General features: G+C 61.2%; 12 protein-coding genes. 5 read left to right on the top strand and 7 right to left on the bottom strand.

Annotated features, from left to right (window positions below; genetic code table 11):
* Nucleotides 1-121: 121 nt before the first annotated feature.
* A complete protein-coding gene (locus ACI3L3_RS06500) occupies nucleotides 122-1,369 on the bottom strand; it encodes a GGDEF domain-containing protein (RefSeq protein WP_404844300.1) in 1,248 nt (415 codons plus the stop codon).
* Nucleotides 1,370-1,965: 596 nt separating this feature from the next.
* Here ACI3L3_RS06500 and ACI3L3_RS06495 point away from each other — a divergent pair.
* The 5 genes from ACI3L3_RS06495 to ACI3L3_RS06475 all read left to right on the top strand — a co-directional run bounded on the left by ACI3L3_RS06495 (nucleotide 1,966) and on the right by ACI3L3_RS06475 (nucleotide 8,649).
* Nucleotides 1,966-2,493 (top strand): type 1 glutamine amidotransferase domain-containing protein, encoded by a 528-nt coding sequence (locus ACI3L3_RS06495; RefSeq protein WP_404844299.1) that lies wholly within the window; start codon nucleotides 1,966-1,968, stop codon nucleotides 2,491-2,493.
* Between the two features lie 39 nt (nucleotides 2,494-2,532).
* A complete protein-coding gene (arsS, locus tag ACI3L3_RS06490) occupies nucleotides 2,533-3,474 on the top strand; it encodes an arsenosugar biosynthesis radical SAM (seleno)protein ArsS (RefSeq protein ID WP_404844298.1) in 942 nt (313 codons plus the stop codon).
* A gap of 371 nt (nucleotides 3,475-3,845) precedes the next feature.
* The gene (locus tag ACI3L3_RS06485) at nucleotides 3,846-4,502 is read left to right on the top strand and encodes a TetR/AcrR family transcriptional regulator (protein ID WP_404844297.1); all 657 of its coding nucleotides are present in this window, start codon (nucleotides 3,846-3,848) and stop codon (nucleotides 4,500-4,502) included.
* On the top strand, nucleotides 4,493-5,539 hold the full coding sequence (locus ACI3L3_RS06480) for an efflux RND transporter periplasmic adaptor subunit (protein ID WP_404844296.1): 1,047 nt from the start codon (nucleotides 4,493-4,495) through the stop codon (nucleotides 5,537-5,539). Before ACI3L3_RS06485 ends, ACI3L3_RS06480 begins: the two co-directional genes overlap by 10 nt.
* Nucleotides 5,536-8,649: an efflux RND transporter permease subunit gene (locus ACI3L3_RS06475; RefSeq protein ID WP_404844295.1), complete on the top strand. Its 3,114-nt coding sequence runs from the start codon at nucleotides 5,536-5,538 to the stop codon at nucleotides 8,647-8,649. Before ACI3L3_RS06480 ends, ACI3L3_RS06475 begins: the two co-directional genes overlap by 4 nt.
* Before the next feature lie 785 nt (nucleotides 8,650-9,434).
* Here the strand turns inward: ACI3L3_RS06475 and ACI3L3_RS06470 are convergent.
* From ACI3L3_RS06470 to ACI3L3_RS06445, 6 genes are all read right to left on the bottom strand, one after another.
* Complete coding sequence (locus ACI3L3_RS06470; protein ID WP_404844294.1) at nucleotides 9,435-11,177, bottom strand: DEAD/DEAH box helicase; 1,743 nt, start codon at nucleotides 11,175-11,177, stop codon at nucleotides 9,435-9,437.
* Between the two features lie 420 nt (nucleotides 11,178-11,597).
* Nucleotides 11,598-12,248, bottom strand: coding sequence for a cytochrome b/b6 domain-containing protein (locus ACI3L3_RS06465; protein WP_404844293.1), 651 nt, complete (start codon nucleotides 12,246-12,248; stop codon nucleotides 11,598-11,600).
* 4 nt (nucleotides 12,249-12,252) lie between these two features.
* Nucleotides 12,253-13,905 carry a tetrathionate reductase family octaheme c-type cytochrome gene (locus ACI3L3_RS06460; RefSeq protein WP_404844292.1) on the bottom strand — a complete coding sequence of 551 codons (1,653 nt, stop codon included), beginning with the start codon at nucleotides 13,903-13,905 and terminating at the stop codon, nucleotides 12,253-12,255.
* A gap of 107 nt (nucleotides 13,906-14,012) precedes the next feature.
* Nucleotides 14,013-14,435, bottom strand: a complete 423-nt coding sequence (locus ACI3L3_RS06455; RefSeq protein WP_404844291.1) for an RrF2 family transcriptional regulator — start codon at nucleotides 14,433-14,435, stop codon at nucleotides 14,013-14,015.
* Nucleotides 14,436-14,610: 175 nt separating this feature from the next.
* Nucleotides 14,611-15,072, bottom strand: coding sequence for a hypothetical protein (locus ACI3L3_RS06450; protein WP_404844289.1), 462 nt, complete (start codon nucleotides 15,070-15,072; stop codon nucleotides 14,611-14,613).
* Nucleotides 15,072-16,025, bottom strand: coding sequence for a 4Fe-4S dicluster domain-containing protein (locus ACI3L3_RS06445; RefSeq protein WP_404844288.1), 954 nt, complete (start codon nucleotides 16,023-16,025; stop codon nucleotides 15,072-15,074). Before ACI3L3_RS06445 ends, ACI3L3_RS06450 begins: the two co-directional genes overlap by 1 nt.
* Nucleotides 16,026-16,223: the final 198 nt, after the last annotated feature.

Genomic DNA, 16,223 nt, shown 5'->3' with positions numbered 1-16,223 from the left:
CGCACCTCACCGTCCGCACCGCCAAACGCACAAAACGCCAGCGCCCCGGAAGCTCACTGCTTCCGGGGCGCTGGCGTTTTCAGCCCACAAGGGCCGCTTTTTACCCCTCTTCTTCTCTTGCCTACGACGCGGCAAAGACCTGATTGCGGCCCTTCTGCTTGGCCTTGTACAGCGCCTTGTCCGCTTCCTTCAGCACGTCCTCGGGCGACTGGCGCGAGTCCGTACGCTGGGCCACGCCGATGGAAATCGTCACGGAGACCGTCTTATTCCCCGCATTCTTGCTGTTCGGCTTCTTGGGCTTGGTTTCCGGGCGGTTCTTGGAGCGTAGGGTGAACGGCGCGTTCTCGATGGCCGCGCGCACCGCCTCAAGGTGTGGCAACGCCTCCGCCGCATCAGCGCGGGGGAACAGAATCGTAAACTCCTCACCGCCATACCGATACGAGCAGCCGCCGCCCGTCACACGGTCCAGCTTACTCGCCACCATGCGCAGGACCTCGTCGCCCACGTCATGTCCGTACGTATCATTAAATTTCTTAAAATGATCCACGTCGCCCATGGCGACGGCGTATCGGCCACCCAGCTTCTTAAAGTCCGCCACCAGCGACCGGCGCGACGGCAAGCCCGTCAGCTCATCCAAGAACGCCATGCGGTACGAGTCCTGAAACAGCGGCGCAATAAGCGACGCCCCGGCCGCCGAGAAGAACAGCGCCGGAGCCTGCCCGCTGCCCGCAGAGTGAAGCCCCGCGCCAACGCCAAGAATCAGCCCCAAAAAGCCGCCATCCAGCGGTTCCTCCCGCACGATGGTCAGTATCAAAAAGATACATCCTGCAAAGAAAAACCCAACCAGCGCAGGCTGTGGCAGCCACGTCCAGCTATCCGCCCACGGCGGCAGCAGGCGCGCGTGCAGCACTTTGGCGACAGCCACCTGAATGCCCGCCACGCCCTCGTAGCTCATCAGGCCAAAGAAGCCATCCGTCACGGCAAAAACACATGCCGTCAGTAGTCCCGCCGTCGAAAGGTACAGGATGCCCCACGGCGTCACGAGGCCACGGTCGCCCATAATCGCCAGCAACAGCCCAAAGACCGGAAACGCACACGCGTACGCCGCATAGGCCACCTGCCCCAACGCATCTGCGCCCACGCCCGCCTGCATAAACGTATTCACAAACCAAAAGCCCAAGGCCAAAAGCGCCATGGCAAACACGCAGCGGCTGCGCTTAAACCGCCAACTCAGCAGGCCGCCAAGCACCGCCATCACATACGGAGCCGTGGACGCGACCTCCGGCGGCAAGCCAATATCCAGCGCAACAACCGCGCCAGCGGATGCCAAGAACAAAACAGGGAACATGAGCAAAGACAGTATTCGCATGGAAGAACTTTCTCCTGTATCGGCGGCCTTGTATCATGCCCCGCCCGCCCTGAAAAGCCCGTATCACGTGACATTTATGGCAAGCATGGCTGAATGGCGGTGGTTGCGCGGGGCTTGTGATGCCTCCCGCGACCTAAGCTTAAAGGGCCTCCGGCGACTTAAGCTCTTAGTCCGTTCGGCCTGAAAGGACGAAGGGCCTTAGAGATTAAGATAGCAGCGCTGGTTAAGGGCCGCGGGCCCTTAACGATCCCATTTATACGCCAGTACTACGCTCCGAACACGCGGCCTCTATCTGGCCCCCACAACGCACCTCCACCAACGCGGGGCACAGGCCAAGCGTACGGCTAAAACCCACCCCACCCTATTTTTCGGGCGGCTTCCGCCCGAAAAATCCTGGGGATTCTCAAGGGTATCATACCCTTGAGCCGCCGGAGGCCTCTTCTCTCTCCCTGCCGCACGCCCGCACCACCCCAACGCGCAACTTCCCGCCCAAAACGCTGGCCCCCTCTTGCGCCAGTGTGTTGCATGGCGTATCCTGTACGCTTGCAACAGCACTCTATGGCGGCTACCGCCACAAAATGGAGCAGGAGTCACATATGCCCGGATTAGCAGGAAAACGCGTTTTGATGTTTGTTGCGGACACATACGAGGACCAGGAGCTGTGGTACCCGAAGTACCGCCTTGAGGAAGAGGGGGCGGTGGTGACGCTGGCTGGCCCAGAGGGGCAGACGGTGTACGCGTCCAAGCATGGATATCCGTGCACATCGGATGTTGCGGCGGACGACCTGAAGGCCGAAGACTTTGACATGCTGGTCATCCCCGGCGGCTTTGCCCCGGACAAACTGCGGCGGCTGGACAGCGTGAAGCGCCTGACCCGCGACATCCACGAAGCGGGCAAGCTGGTGGCGCACATCTGCCATGGCGGGTGGATTCCCATCTCGGCGGGCATCATGAATGGCTTTGACTGCACGTCGACACCGGGCATCAAGGACGACCTCGTCAACGCCGGGGCCTCGTGGTTCGACAAGGACGTTGTTGTGGACCGCAACCAAGTGTCCAGCCGCAAGCCGGACGACCTTCCCGCATTCATGAGGGCCATCATCGAGCTGGCGCGAAAACTCTAACGCGGCGGAATTTCTCAAACCATCAGGCAGGAGGAGCGCATGCACACCCTCACCCGGCATCTGGACCGGACCATGACGGCGGAGGACATTTCCGTCTTTCAGGTGAACGTTGGCCTTCGCTGTAATCTGGCCTGTCGGCACTGCGAGTTGGACTGCTCGCCCGACCGGCGGGAAATCATGGGATGGAGTGTGCAGGAAGCAATCCTCGACGCGGCGGACAAGGTGCATCCCGCGCTGGTGGACATTACAGGCGGCGCGCCGGAGCTGAACCCCCACCTCAAGCGGTTTATCCGCCTTTTGCGGCAGTCGCACACCGTGCAGGTGCGCACCAACCTTACGGCCATGACTGTGGAAGGGCTGGATGAACTGCCGGACTTCTTCGCGCTGCACCGGGTACACCTTGTGGCGTCCATGCCCTGCTACCTCGACGAAAACGCCTGCCAGACCAACGGCAACGGCATGTTCAAAAGCAGCCTCGACGTGCTGCGCCGCCTCAACCAACTGGGCTACGGCACGGACGAACACCTGCAGCTGGACCTCATCTTCAACCAGCCCCTCGGCCCCTTCGTCACCGAAGCCCAGCAGCGCATGGAAAACGCCTACCGCGACGAACTCAGCGAGCGCCACGGCATCACCTTCAACCGTCTTATCACCTCCACCAACGTCTCCCTCGCGCGGTATTTGGAGCTTCTGCGCGTGCATGACATGGAAGAGGAATACATGCAGCTACGCGAGGCCTCGTGCAACGGCTCCAATATCCCCGCGCTCATGTGCCGCCACCAAATCAACATCGGCTGGGACGGCACCCTCTACGACTGCGACTACAACCAAGCCCTCAACCTGCCCAGCAACCACGGCGAAGGCGCCCATATCAAGCTCTTTGACCCAGACGCTATGGAGCACCGCCGTATCGTCACCGGCACCCACTGCTTCGCCTGCGCCTCCTGCTGTACGCCGGAGGCCTTGCCGGAACGCAGTTAGTGAGGAGATTGCGCCCTACTTTTTTATGCTCCGCAGGCTTAAGGATTTCATCCTTAAGAATCCTCTTCATACGCCACGTCCCTCACTGTCCACGCGGCCTCTCGCACGCCCCCGCATTGCCGCCCCACCAACGCGGGGCACAAGCACAACACTCCGCCATAACCCCACCCCCATTTTTTGGACGGCTTCCGTCCGAAAAATTCTGGGGATTCTCAAGGGTATCATACCCTTGAGCCGCCGGAGGCATCTTCTTGCCTCCTGCGTAACGACTTACCCTGTCCCGCACTTCTCACTTGACGCCAGCACCAATTTCAAACACTGTTTGAAACAGCATTTAAGAGAGACGAAGAGTTGAAGAGAGGGTGAGGGACATGGGGCAGGTTTTGGAGACAGACGGCGGGACCAAGGCGAGAATCTTGGCCGCCGCATCGGACGTATTTACGCAAAAGGGTTTTCGCAAAGCGACAATTCGGGACATCTGTTCGCGCGCGGGTGCCAATCCTGCGGCGGTGAACTACCACTTTGGAGACAAGCGCTCGCTCTACACGCAGGTGCTCCGCGGGTGGATTGAAAACCTGAACAGGTCGCACCCGTACCGCACGCCGGAGGTTGAGCTGCAGCCTGCCGAAGCGCGGCTCCGCTTTTTTATCAACGCGATGCTGCGGCGCATCTTTTGCGGCGCGCTGGAGGACCGCGAAATGTGGATCCGCCGCACGCGCATTGTGTTGATGGAGCTGGCGGAACCAAGCTCCGGCGCAACGCTCCGGGTTGAACAGTGGTGCGAGGAGGAGCGCTATTTCCGCGCCGTTGTCGCGGAGCTGCTGGGGGATGCGCCCGAGCGTGTTGTCCACTTTACGGCGGACAGCATTGTCGGGCAGTGTATCCAATATTTTCTGGGCATCGCCCACATCCCGGAGGAAGTGGTCGCCCTTGCAGAGGAAGACAATCTCGCCCAATTGGCGGATCACATTATTGCATTTTCGCTCGGAGGAATCCGGGCCATCAAGGAGTTGAACCAATGCCGCTGAGACTACTCGGCCTTTTGTGCTTGTGCCTTGGGCTTGTTGCCCTTGGCGGGTGCGGCAGCGCCGAATCCACCGCGCAGGACCAGACCGCGCCGCCGGAAAAGGTGGGCGTAAACGTCCGGGTCCATACGGTTGCCCCCACGGCCCTGCGCGACGCCATTACCCTGCCGGGACAAACTGAGCCTATCGCTGATGTCCGCGTTGCCGCAGAGCGCGCGGGCATGGTGGAGTGGCGCGGCGTCCGCAGGGGCGAGTCGGTACAGTCGGGCCAGCCCATCGCGCGCATTGACGCTGTGGCGCTCGGCGCCGCGCTGGAGCGCGCCAAGGCGAACCTGCACCTTGCCCAGGCCAAGGAAACACGCCGCCGCGAACTGTTTGAGGCAAACGTCCTTTCCCGCGAGGAACTGGACGGCGCGGCAACGGAGCTGACGCTGGCCCGCGCCAATGTCCGCGAGGCTGAATCGGACTACGCCAAGGGCGTGGTGGAAGCGCCGCTGTCAGGCGTGGTGGATGAGGTGTACGTGGACCCCGGAGAATATATCAATGCGGGTGACCCGGTGGCGGACCTTGTGGATAGCTCCACCATCCGCATTATTGTGAACGCCCCGGAGCTGGACGTGCGCTACCTGCGCCCCGGCGACAAGGCCGCAGTGCGCATTGACGCATGGCCGGACCGGACATGGGACGGCGCGGTGGACTTTGTGGCGACCAAGGCCGACGAGGCAACCCGCACCTTCCGCGTGCGCGTGGTGGTGGATAACGCCGACGGCGCAATCCGTCCGGGCATGATGGCCCGCGTAACGTTGACGCGCCGCATCATCGATAACGCCATCACGGTGCCCCTTGCCGTTATTCAGGACAAAAACGGCGAGCGCGTCGTCTTCGTGGAGGACGGCGGTATGGCCCGCGCCCGCACGGTGACGACAGGCGTCGTCAACGGAACCAGCATCCAGATTCTGGACGGCCTGAGCGAAGGCGAGCGCCTTATTGTCAGCGGCCACGCACAGGTTGAGGAAGGAACACGGGTCAACGTGCAATGATCATCAATACCGCGGCGCTCAAGCGCCAATCCGCAGTGCTGGTCCTGCTGCTGTTCATCATTACGGCGGGGGCCACGGCCTATGTGTCCCTGCCGTTGGAATCCAGCCCGGACATCACCATCCCCTACATCTTCGTCTCCACCGCCTATGAGGGCGTGGCACCAGAGGATATGGAGGAGTTGGTCACCATCCCGCTGGAACGCAAGCTACGGGGCCTCAAGGACGTGGAGGAAATCAAATCCACATCCATCGACGGGCAGTCCGTCATCTCCATCAAATTCCTACCGGAAGTGGACATCGACGACGCCATGCAAAAGGTCCGCGACAAGGTGGACCAAGCCAAGCCCGACCTGCCGTCGGACCTGCCGGACGATCCGGTGCTGATGGAGATGAACTTCTCGGACCGCCCCATCATGAACGTGGTGCTGTCCGGTCCCTTCTCCCTCAAACGCCTCAAGAGCTTTGCCGATGATATGGAGGACCGGTTTGAGGCCGTCCCCGGCGTGCTGGATGCAGAACTCATCGGCGGTCTGGAGCGCGAAATCCACGTGCTGTTCGACCTTGACCGCGTGGCGTTCTACAACATGCCCTTCTCCGAACTGGTGGGGTCCATCGAAAACGCCAACGTCAACATGCCCGGCGGCTCCATGGACATTGGCTCGTCCAAGTACCTGGTGCGCGTGCCCGAGGACTTCGACAACCCGGCGGAAATCAACAACATCGTCGCCTTTGTTCGCAACGGCAAGCCCGTGTACCTGCGCGACGTGGCCGCCATCAAGGACGCCGCCAAGGACGAAACATCCCGCAGCCGCTTTGATGAGGAGCCAAGCGTCACCATCGCCATCAAAAAACGCAGCGGCGAAAACGTCATCGACATCACGGACAGAGTAAAGCGCATTGTGGACGAACTGCGCGCCGAAGCGCCGCCGTCCCTGCGCATTGATATTACCTCGGACCAGTCCAAGGACATCCGGCTGATGGTGGCGGACCTTGAAAACAACATCATCTCCGGCCTTGTGCTAGTGCTGGCTGTGGTGCTCATCTTCATCGGCGGGCGGTCCGCGCTGTTTGTGGCGCTGTCCATTCCGCTGTCTATGCTCATCGCGTTCATTTTGCTGCAGGCGGCGGGCATCACGCTGAATATGGTGGTGCTCTTCTCGCTCATTCTGGCGCTGGGCATGCTGGTGGATAACGGCATCGTGGTTGTGGAGAACATCTACCGCCACATGCAGGACGGTTCAACGCGCCAGCAGGCGGCGCTCTCGGCCACCAACGAGGTGGCATGGCCGGTTATCGCCTCCACCCTGACCACGGTGGGCGCGTTTGTGCCCATGATTTTCTGGCCCGGCGTGATGGGCGAGTTCATGAGCTTTTTGCCCATCACGGTTATTATGGCGCTGTCCGGGTCGCTGTTTGTGGCGCTGGTGGTCAATCCCGTGCTCTCTGCGCGCTTTCAGACCATCCGCCCCAGCACCGCCCCACCCACACGCGTGGAACGCCTTCTGGGCCGCGCTCAGGCGCGCTATGCCCGCGTGCTGACGTGGAGCCTAAGCCACCGCCTGGTGATTATGGGCGTTGCCGTTGCGGCGCTTGTTTTCTCCGCCGTTGCCTTTGGCATGTTTGGCAAGGGCATTGAATTCATGCCGGACTCCGACCCGAAGCGCGCCTATGTCACAGTAAAGGCGCCCGTCGGGACGAACCTTGACGCCTCGGACATCATTGTGAAGCAGGTGGAAGCCATCGTGGGCACGTGCGACAACGTGACGCATACCATCACGGAGGTTGGCACCTCGGGCGCGGACCCGTCGTCCTCGGACGGTTCGGGCACGCATGTAAGCTCCGTCACCATGGAGTTCAAAGACTTCCACGAGCGCTCCCGCTCGTCCATCGCGGACGTGAACACCCTGCGCGAGCGCCTGCAACGCGCCATCACCGGTGCGGAGGTCCGCGTAGAGAAGGAAGAAAGCGGCCCGCCCACCGGATCGCCCATCAACATGGAAATTCGCGGCGACGACATCCACGAACTTGGACGCATTGTCACCGCCATTGAAGACCGCATCGAGGACATCCCCGGCCTTGTGGACCTCAAGGACAACTTTGTGGAAGGCAAGCCGGAAATCCGCGTGGACGTGGACAAGGAAAAGGCCGCCGTTATGGGACTGTCCACCGCCACCATCGCCAATACGGTCAAGGCCGCCATCGGCGGCATGAAGGTCGGCACCTACCGCGAGGGCAAGGATGAATACGACATCGTCGCCAAACTGCCGGACAAGGACCGCACCAGCATCGAAAGCATCCGCCGTCTCACCGTCTCCGGCCAGGATGGCGCGCCCATCCCGCTGACCAGCGTGGCGACCGTGTCGCTCACCAGCGGCCTTGGCGGCATTCAGCACATCGACCAGCAGCGCGTGGTTACCGTCTCCGCCGACGTGGCCGGACGGTTGGCCGGTGAAATCATCCGCGACATCGAGGCCCGCCTTGCGGACTTCCCATGGCCGCGCGGCTACGCCTACTCCTTTACCGGCGAGCAGGAAGAACAGGCCAAGGCGACGGCCTTCCTCAGCAAGGCGTTCACCGCCGCGCTGTTCCTCATCTTCCTTGTGCTGGTGACGCAGTTTGATTCGCTGGCCATGCCGCTTATCATCCTTACGTCGGTGGTGCTGTCGTTCATTGGCGTGTTTGTGGGCCTGCTGGTAACAGGCATGCCCTTCAGCGTCATCATGACGGGCGTTGGCGTTATTTCGCTGGCGGGCGTGGTGGTGAACAACGCCATCGTGCTCATCGACTACTACCTGCAATGCAAAGCCGAAGGCCGCTCCGCGCATGAGGCCCTGCTGGAAGCTGGCAAAACGCGCTTCCGCCCCGTGCTGCTCACGGCCATCACCACCATCCTTGGCCTGATTCCCATGGCAACAGGCGTCAGCTTCGACTTCCTCAACTTCTCATGGGAAGTCGGCAGCGAATCGTCCCAGTGGTGGGGACCAATGGCCGTGGCCGTTATCTTCGGGCTGCTGTTTGCCACCATGCTCACCCTGGTGGTGGTGCCGGTGCTCTGCTCCCTGGTGGATGATGTGTCCCAAAGGATGAAACGCCGCAAACACGCCGCGTAACCCGCACCACTGCGCCCACGAGACGACGTGGTCGTAACGCGGGGTTCAAGAGGATGCCTTCGGCGACTTAAGGGGTGCGACCCCTTAAGAATCCCGAGGCCTTGGGGGCCGGAAGCCTGCCCCCAAAAAAGGGTGGATGGTATCGCGAGGGTGTGGACAGTGGCCCGTGGTGGTGTGGCCGGCGTAAGGCCATGATTGCCGCCGCGTCGGTCGTGGAAGATGTGGCGTATAAAGAGGATTCTTAAGGATGAAATCCTTAAGCCTGCGGAGCATAAAAAGTGCGGCCGAGACGACGTGGTCGTAACGCAGGATTCAAGAGGTTGCCTTCGGCGACTTAAGGGGTGCGACCCCTTAAGAATCCCGAGGTTTTGGGGGCCGGAAGCCTGCCCCCAAAAAAGGGTGGATGGTATTGCGAGGGTGTCGGCAGTGGCCCGTGGTGGTGTGGCTGGCGTAAGGCCATGATTGCAGCCGCGTCGGTCGGGGCAAATGTGGCGTATAAAGAGGATTCTTAAGGATGAAATCCTTAAGCCTGCGGAGCATAAAAAGTGCGGCCGAGACAACATGGTCGTAACTTAGGATTCAAGAGGTTGCCTTCGGCGACTTAAGGGGTGCGACTCCTTAAGAATCCCGAGGCTTTGGGGGCCGGAAGCCTGCTCCCCAAAAAGGGTGGATGGTATCGCGAGGGTGTGGGCAGTGGCCCCACCCTGCTCCACAAAAAAGAAGGGCGCTCCCCGTGTGGGGAGCGCCCTTTTACATGCTGTTATCCAGCGCGCTGGCAGTGCCGGCTAGTTGTGGGAACCGTAGGAACGGTTGCCACGGTCGCGGTCGTTGCCGTTGCCGCGGTTGTCATAGCGGCGCTTGCCGCCATTGCCACCGCGGGGACCGCCGCCGTTGCCACGGGGCTTGAAGCCGCCGCGGGGGCCACTGCGGCCACCGCCGCCGCGACCCTGACGGGAGCGGCGCACCAGCGGCGGAGCGCCTGCGGCCAGCTTGCGGAAGGTCCGCTCGATGTTCTCGGCTTCCCTCTCGGGCACCTGGAACACGGCGTGGCGGGCCATAATGCGCACGCCCTGAATGAGGCGTCCGTTGATGCCGGCCTCGCGGGAGACGACGTCCACCAGCTCACGCGGGGACATGCCGTCGGCGCGGCCGCTGGCGCAGAACATTTCGGCGCGGCCGTTGCCGCCACCAGCCATGGAGCGCTGCGGCGCATCGTCAATCTGACGATAGCGGGACGCGTCGAGGTCGTCGCGGTAGGCCATCTTCAGCACAGCGGCCAGAGCCTTCTTGGGATCGTCGTCGATCTCCAGCAGCTCCTGCGCGAAGGCTTCAAAGGGTTCCAGACCTTCCTGCTGCATGGCAGCCATAACGCCGGACTTCAGGCGGAGCTTGCGGGCGGAGATAACTTCCTCCACGCGGGGCAGGCTCTGCTTTTTGATTTCGCCCGAGGCGTTACGGGTGATGAAGCGCATCTTGCGGAACTCATTGGGGTTGATGATGGTCACAGCGTGACCGGTACGCCCGGCGCGGCCCGTACGACCAATACGGTGCACGTAGGTCTCGGGATCCTGCGGGATGGCGTAGTTCACCACGTGAGTCAGTTCCTGCACGTCGATACCGCGGGCGGCCACGTCGGTGGCGACCAGCACGGTCACGGTCTGCTTGCGGAACTTGTTGAGCACCTTTTCGCGCTGGGCCTGCGAGGCGTCGCCATGCAGGCCTTCGGCGGCGTAGTTGCGCTCCTGCAAGCGTGCGGCCACGTTGTCCACGTCCGCACGGGTGCGGCAGAAGACCAATCCGTAGAAGCCGTCGTTGGCGTCGATGACGCGGCACAGGGCTTCAAAACGGTCAGACTCCGCCACTTCGTGGAAGACCTGTTCGGTCAGCGGCACGTCGCGCTGTTCGCGCTTGACGGCCACGTTCTCGAAATCATTCATGTACCGCTTGGCAATGCGCAGGATGTCCTGCGGCATGGTCGCGGAGAACAGCAGGGTTCTTCTGTCCTCGGACGCGGCGGCCATGACGGTTTCGATGTCGTCGATGAAGCCCATGTTGAGCATCTCGTCAGCTTCATCAAGGACGAGGAAAGAGATGTTGGACAGGTCGAGGCTGCCGCGCTCGATGTGGTCCAGAACGCGTCCGGGCGTGCCGACGACAATGTCAGCGCCACGGCGCAGACCCTGGAACTGCGGGCCAAATGCCTGTCCGCCGTAAATGGGCAAAACGTTGATACGCTTGTTTCCCTTGAACGACTCGATTTCATCCGCCACCTGGACAGCGAGTTCACGGGTCGGTGCCAGAACCAAAGCCTGAACATGACCTGCGCCCGCCTCAATGGACTCAAGAATGGGAAGACCGAACGCCGCAGTCTTACCCGTGCCGGTCGCTGCCTGACCGACAACGTCACGCTCACCGCTGAGCAATCTGGGGATAACCGCCTCCTGAATGGGGGTCGGTTCGCTGAAACCTTTGCGCGCAAGGGCGTCACAAATACAATCCGAAAGGCCAAGGGCCTTAAAACACTCCATAATACCTTACCTTTTTAGGGAAATACGAGACTCGATGCAGCACGCGCGTCCATTGGGATGGGATGATTGTCTGAGCCATGACCGAAAGGTCAGCTTGCGATGGCGTTCTGCGGCGAGGGAGGCCCTTCCTACCGCAAATAGCTTCAGACAGCAACCCCGGCGCGACATTTGCAAAAATTCTTCCCCGCCGCTTATTTTGCGCGAACACCGCCCTACAACACATTGAATTCATAGCACATTGCATACGCAATATCCATAAAAGCACCTCATCTCTACAACGCCCCGGAGCTTGTGATTGCATGCTCAAGCAGGGGAAACGCCACTCGTGCCACGGGGTTATGCGTCTTTTTCCGCAAAAAAAAAGACGGCCCCAAAAAACAGGGGCCGCCTTCATTTTTTTTCGTCGAACTTGGGTGTTTTTTAGAACCGTTCGGTCTTTCGCTCCCAATCCTGAATGGCGGAGGTGTCCTCAATCTCCTCCCAGCCCGTGAACATGGCCGTGATGTGCGCCCATACGGTGTGCCCCGTGGTGGTCATGTACACATGCACGATAAGGAACACGAGCAAGGCAAAGGCAAGTACGGTGTGCACCAGCGCCACCGCCTCAAGGGTCAGCACGCCCTGCACGCCAAGGGCCGCCCAGTCGTTGTAGAAGAGATACAGGAGGCCGGAGGCCATCTGCACCGGCAACAGCAGCGCGGACAAGGACAGGTAGGTGATGCGCTGCAAGGGGTTATGCTTGGCGCGGATGGTCTTGGGCACGGGATGCGCCTCGCCGCGGAAGATACCTATGGCGTAAAAGTGCGCCACTTCCAGCACTTTTTTGGTGGTGGGCACGTACTGTCGCCACTCGCCCGTGGTGATGACCCAAAACACAATAAACGCCCACAGCACCACCCAACTCCACGCACTCAGCACGTGGATGTCGTGCGCCTTTTCAAAGCCAAACAGCGTGTACGAGCCGTGCAGTTCAAAGCCCGTCACACCAAGCAGGATGATGAGCGCGCCCTGCGCCCAGTGCCAAAACCGCTCGAACCGGGTGTAGAGGTATATCTTGTCCATTCCTTTCATGGCGCTACTCCTTCGGCTCGCCGTTTGCCCACCGCTTGCGGGAGACGAGTCTGATGAAGCCATGGATGCCAACGCCCACAAGACTTGCAAGCGCGGCGGCCCAGCCTATCCAGTCCACGGCCTGATTATGGTCGCGTCCAGGCATATAGAACCCGGCCAGATTGGCCAGACGGCCCTGCCGCGAGTGGCACTCGCTACAGGCCAGCGACTGTTCCTTAGGCGCCACCATGTGCGTGGTGGGGAACACCCATTCCGTGTCCACAAAGCCGTACTCGCCGGAGTAGTCCAGTCCCACGTAGTCCATGCCCGCCTGAATGGCCTTCTCCCAATCATAGCCCTTCCAGTAGGCCGCTTTATCCTTTCCGAAGAGATGCGGCACCACCATGGTGTTGTGGCCCTTGTCGTAGGGCGTCTTTCCGCGGTGGACCTTAAAGGGCATAATGCGCGAACGTGGGTCGTCCTTGTCTCCCACGGGCCATGACAACTTCACCACACCGCTGGGGTCGATGGTATCCGTCACGCGCAGGGATTCAATAACGCCGTTGTACCAGTAGTATTCCGGCACCACGTTGGTGCCCCATACAAAGCTGCCCTTCTTGGTAACGTACGACGCCTTCCCAAGCGGACCCTTTTCTTTATACGGCTTACCGTCCTTCATCTTGCCCGCCGTGGACCAGTCCCACGACATCTTGGTGGGATTCTCCCGCGCAAAAGCCGGGATATGACAGGACTGACACGCCACCTTGTCCGTATGGTCGTTGGCCTTGTGCCCGGCCTTGTGCGGCGTGGCGCTATGGCACGACTCGCACATAATCTTGGGCAGCAGGTCGTCTTCCAGCAGGCTTTTGCGCTCGGTGGCCGCCGGGTTGGAGTAGATACGCCCGGCAATGTCGTGCAGCGTGGTGGTATGACAGCGCACGCAGGTGAAGTTCTGGCCGTCCACACCCATGTGTACGTCCAGATTCTTGGTGGGCGTAAAGAGGGAGGAATCCAAATCGCCGTGCTTCACCCCGTCGCCGCCGCCACCATAAAAGTGACAGGTGCCGCAATTTTTACGGCTCGGGCGGCCAACGCTTTGCGATACGGCCTTGTAGTCCGGCGGGTAGAACTGCTCCTTGCCCGCGAACTTTTTGGGCTTCTCCACAGGATAGCCCGCCATGGTGGGGAATTTTTTGTAGGTGCCAGTCTGCTCGTGGCAGACAAGGCAGTCGACCTTGACGGGGTCGGAAAAGTCAAAGGACTTATCCTTCCACCCGTAACCGGCATGACAGGAAGTGCAACGAGCCTCGTTGCTTTGGATGTTCATTCAAAAGTTGTTGATGACAAGTCCGCCCTTGCCAACCTTCAGCGCGGGATCTTCCAGCGGGTCCAGCCACGTCCAGTGGATGGTCTTGTGGAATTGCACCGCCGCTTCGGTGTGGCAGGTCAGACACGCCGCGGTCACTTCCTCCGGCTTTTGGAAGTCCTGCTTCAGGACCTCGTGCTTGGAGTGGTCCGCGGTAATCCACAGCTCCGGCGTTTGCGTGGCCTTGCGGGCCATGGTCCGGCCCGGTGCAGGCGCCGGCGACACTGCCGCCTGCGCCGGGACAGTAAGCCCCGCCACCATCAGCGCCAGCAGGATGAGCACGCCGCCGCGTGCGTAAGCAGAATGCCTCATGCGTCACCCCCGTAGGTTGCATCTCTCGTCATCCCGGCGGACCGGAACCATCTCCCGGTCCGTCCGGATCACCTCGTCTGCATATGGGGGCGCGCGTCACACCCCCGTCAGGAACAACAGTTGATGCCTTCGGCGTGGCTTATCTGGGACAGCTTAATGGAATCGAGGATGGAATTCATGGCGCTGGTCGCCTCCACCCACACTGCGCGAACGTTGCAGGTTCCCGCTCGTTCGCACTTGGCTGCGTCCCCCACGCAGTCGGTCAGATTGATGCCGCCTTCCAAAAGGCGCACCACCTCGCCGACGGTAATCTCGTCCGGCGACTTGGTCAGCCTGTGCCCGCCCTTGGGGCCGCGCACGCTGTCCAAATATCCGGCGCTCTTCAGCGGACGGATAAGCTGCTCCAGATACTTCACGGACACCCCAAGCCGCTTGGACATGTCACTCACGGACACGGGCTTGCCGTTGCTGTTCTGGGCAATATCGATCAACATTCTCGTTCCGTAACGACTCCGTGTGGAGAGTTTCATCCTCTATGCTCCCGGCCAAATCTGTTCTGTGGACTCGGCTGTTATCCGTATCAAAACAGCCTTTCCGTTTGCCGGGAACATACCCCTTTCGATAGATTTTTCCAACCTTTTTCCCTACAGACAGTAGGGATTTTAACATGCCGGGTTTGTTGGATTTCACAGGGATTTCTGTTCCCTATCGCACGCTGCTGCGCGGGCGGACATAGGGCTGCCGCCCGGCAAGGCGCGCGGCCAGTGCCCCAAGGCCCAGCCCCATGGCCGCGCCAAGGTGCGTCCAGTCCACCAGCATCACCGTGGTGGGCGAAAAGAACACATCCGGCATATTCTTAAAGACCCGCACAAATCCCGTCCCCACGAGGGTCACCAAAAACGCGGCGCGCAGTGCGCCCGTCCACGTCAGCCGCCAGCGGCGGGCGAGCACGTATCGCGTCAGGTGCATGAAGATGAGCGCCAACAGCACGGCGGCAAAGGCGTAGTGCATGGCGTGGGTCAGGGCGAAATCCGCCGTCCAGCCAAGGCCGGGGATGTCCGCAATGTAATAGCGCTTAAAGATGGGCATCTGCGCCAGCCCGGTGACGGCAAGGGCCGCGCAGCACAGGATGTACAGCCGCACTGTCCAGCGTGGAGTCCTGAGCATTACGAATCCCCCTTCTTCATGGCGGCGGCAAAGGTCAGCACGCCAGCGGCAATGCCCACCAGCGGCGACACCACAACGGCGCGTGCAAGGGCCTCATCCTTGGCCATCACATCCTGCGCGGGGCCAAGGTGCGGGCGGCCCGGTCCGGTCTCCACCGCTTCGGCCAGCGTCTCAAAGGGGACGGGCGACACGTACAAGGTATTGGTCCCGCCGTTTTCATGCTCGCCATAAATATACCCGCCGATTTCCTCGGCGCGGGCGTGGGCAAGGGCCAGCATATCATCGCGCGGCCCAATGGTCTGCACCTGCATGGGACATACCTCAATACACGCGGGCACGCCGCCGTCCGCCACACGGTCGTAGCACCTGTCGCACTTGTACATGACGCCGTTGCCCGCAAACGCAGGCAGCAGGTCCAGATACAGCCCAACGCCGGTCTGGCGTTGGGGGATATGCCACGGGCACACGGCCTTGCACTTGGACCCGCCAAGGCAGATGTCGTCGTTGATGCGGACAATGCCGTTTTCCTGCTTCAGGGCCGCGCCCCACGGGCACAGATTGGCGCAGGGCGGATTCACGCAGTGCAGGCAGCGGCGCGGGATGTAGATATCCTGCATCTCGCCGTCCACTTCCACCTGCGCGGTCTGGATATACAGCCAGTTGTATGGGGTCAGCCTGTCGTCCACGTCCCGCCTGTCCGACCAGTCCTCGGCCTTGACGCGGGCGGGGTACATTTTAGGGAAGGGCTTTTGCGGCTCGGGCTTCTTGGCGGCATTGGCGTCGCGGCAGGCCTCCACACACGCGCCGCACCCGATGCACTGCGTCAGGTCCAGCACGGTGGCGAGTTCCACCCTCTGCTTCGCGGCTTCGGCGCTGCGGGGCGCGGCGGCTTCCGCCGTTGCCAAGGCAGCACCGCCTGCGGCCAAGGTCTTGAAAAAGGTACGCCTGTTCACGTTGTGTTCAACCTCGTCTGTGGTCTTGAGACATTTCCTATTGTCCTGATTTTTGCAGGGTATGTGCCGAAACGCAAGCGCCGGGGACCACTGACGATGAATCCCCGCCCCACGCGGCCTCCCACCGCGTGGCCCCGTTGTGATGGCGTGCAGGACGTGGTACACATTTTTTACACCTGTTCAAACACATGCCCAAAA

Origin of the sequence: Desulfobaculum sp. SPO524 (assembly GCF_044987625.1) — a bacterium.
Lineage (GTDB): Bacteria > Desulfobacterota > Desulfovibrionia > Desulfovibrionales > Desulfovibrionaceae > Desulfobaculum.
This window is presented reverse-complemented; position numbering and strand designations above follow the sequence as displayed.

Bases quoted from the DNA above. Each gene is read 5' to 3' on its own strand.
- ACI3L3_RS06500 (WP_404844300.1), bottom strand. From the start codon at position 1,369: ATGCGAATACTGTCTTTGCTCATGTTCCCTGTTTTGTTCTTGGCATCC.
- ACI3L3_RS06495 (WP_404844299.1), top strand. From the start codon at position 1,966: ATGCCCGGATTAGCAGGAAAACGCGTTTTGATGTTTGTTGCGGACACA.
- arsS (WP_404844298.1), top strand. From the start codon at position 2,533: ATGCACACCCTCACCCGGCATCTGGACCGGACCATGACGGCGGAGGAC.
- ACI3L3_RS06485 (WP_404844297.1), top strand. From the start codon at position 3,846: ATGGGGCAGGTTTTGGAGACAGACGGCGGGACCAAGGCGAGAATCTTG.
- ACI3L3_RS06480 (WP_404844296.1), top strand. From the start codon at position 4,493: ATGCCGCTGAGACTACTCGGCCTTTTGTGCTTGTGCCTTGGGCTTGTT.
- ACI3L3_RS06475 (WP_404844295.1), top strand. From the start codon at position 5,536: ATGATCATCAATACCGCGGCGCTCAAGCGCCAATCCGCAGTGCTGGTC.
- ACI3L3_RS06470 (WP_404844294.1), bottom strand. From the start codon at position 11,177: ATGGAGTGTTTTAAGGCCCTTGGCCTTTCGGATTGTATTTGTGACGCC.
- ACI3L3_RS06465 (WP_404844293.1), bottom strand. From the start codon at position 12,248: ATGAAAGGAATGGACAAGATATACCTCTACACCCGGTTCGAGCGGTTT.
- ACI3L3_RS06455 (WP_404844291.1), bottom strand. From the start codon at position 14,435: ATGAAACTCTCCACACGGAGTCGTTACGGAACGAGAATGTTGATCGAT.
- ACI3L3_RS06450 (WP_404844289.1), bottom strand. From the start codon at position 15,072: ATGCTCAGGACTCCACGCTGGACAGTGCGGCTGTACATCCTGTGCTGC.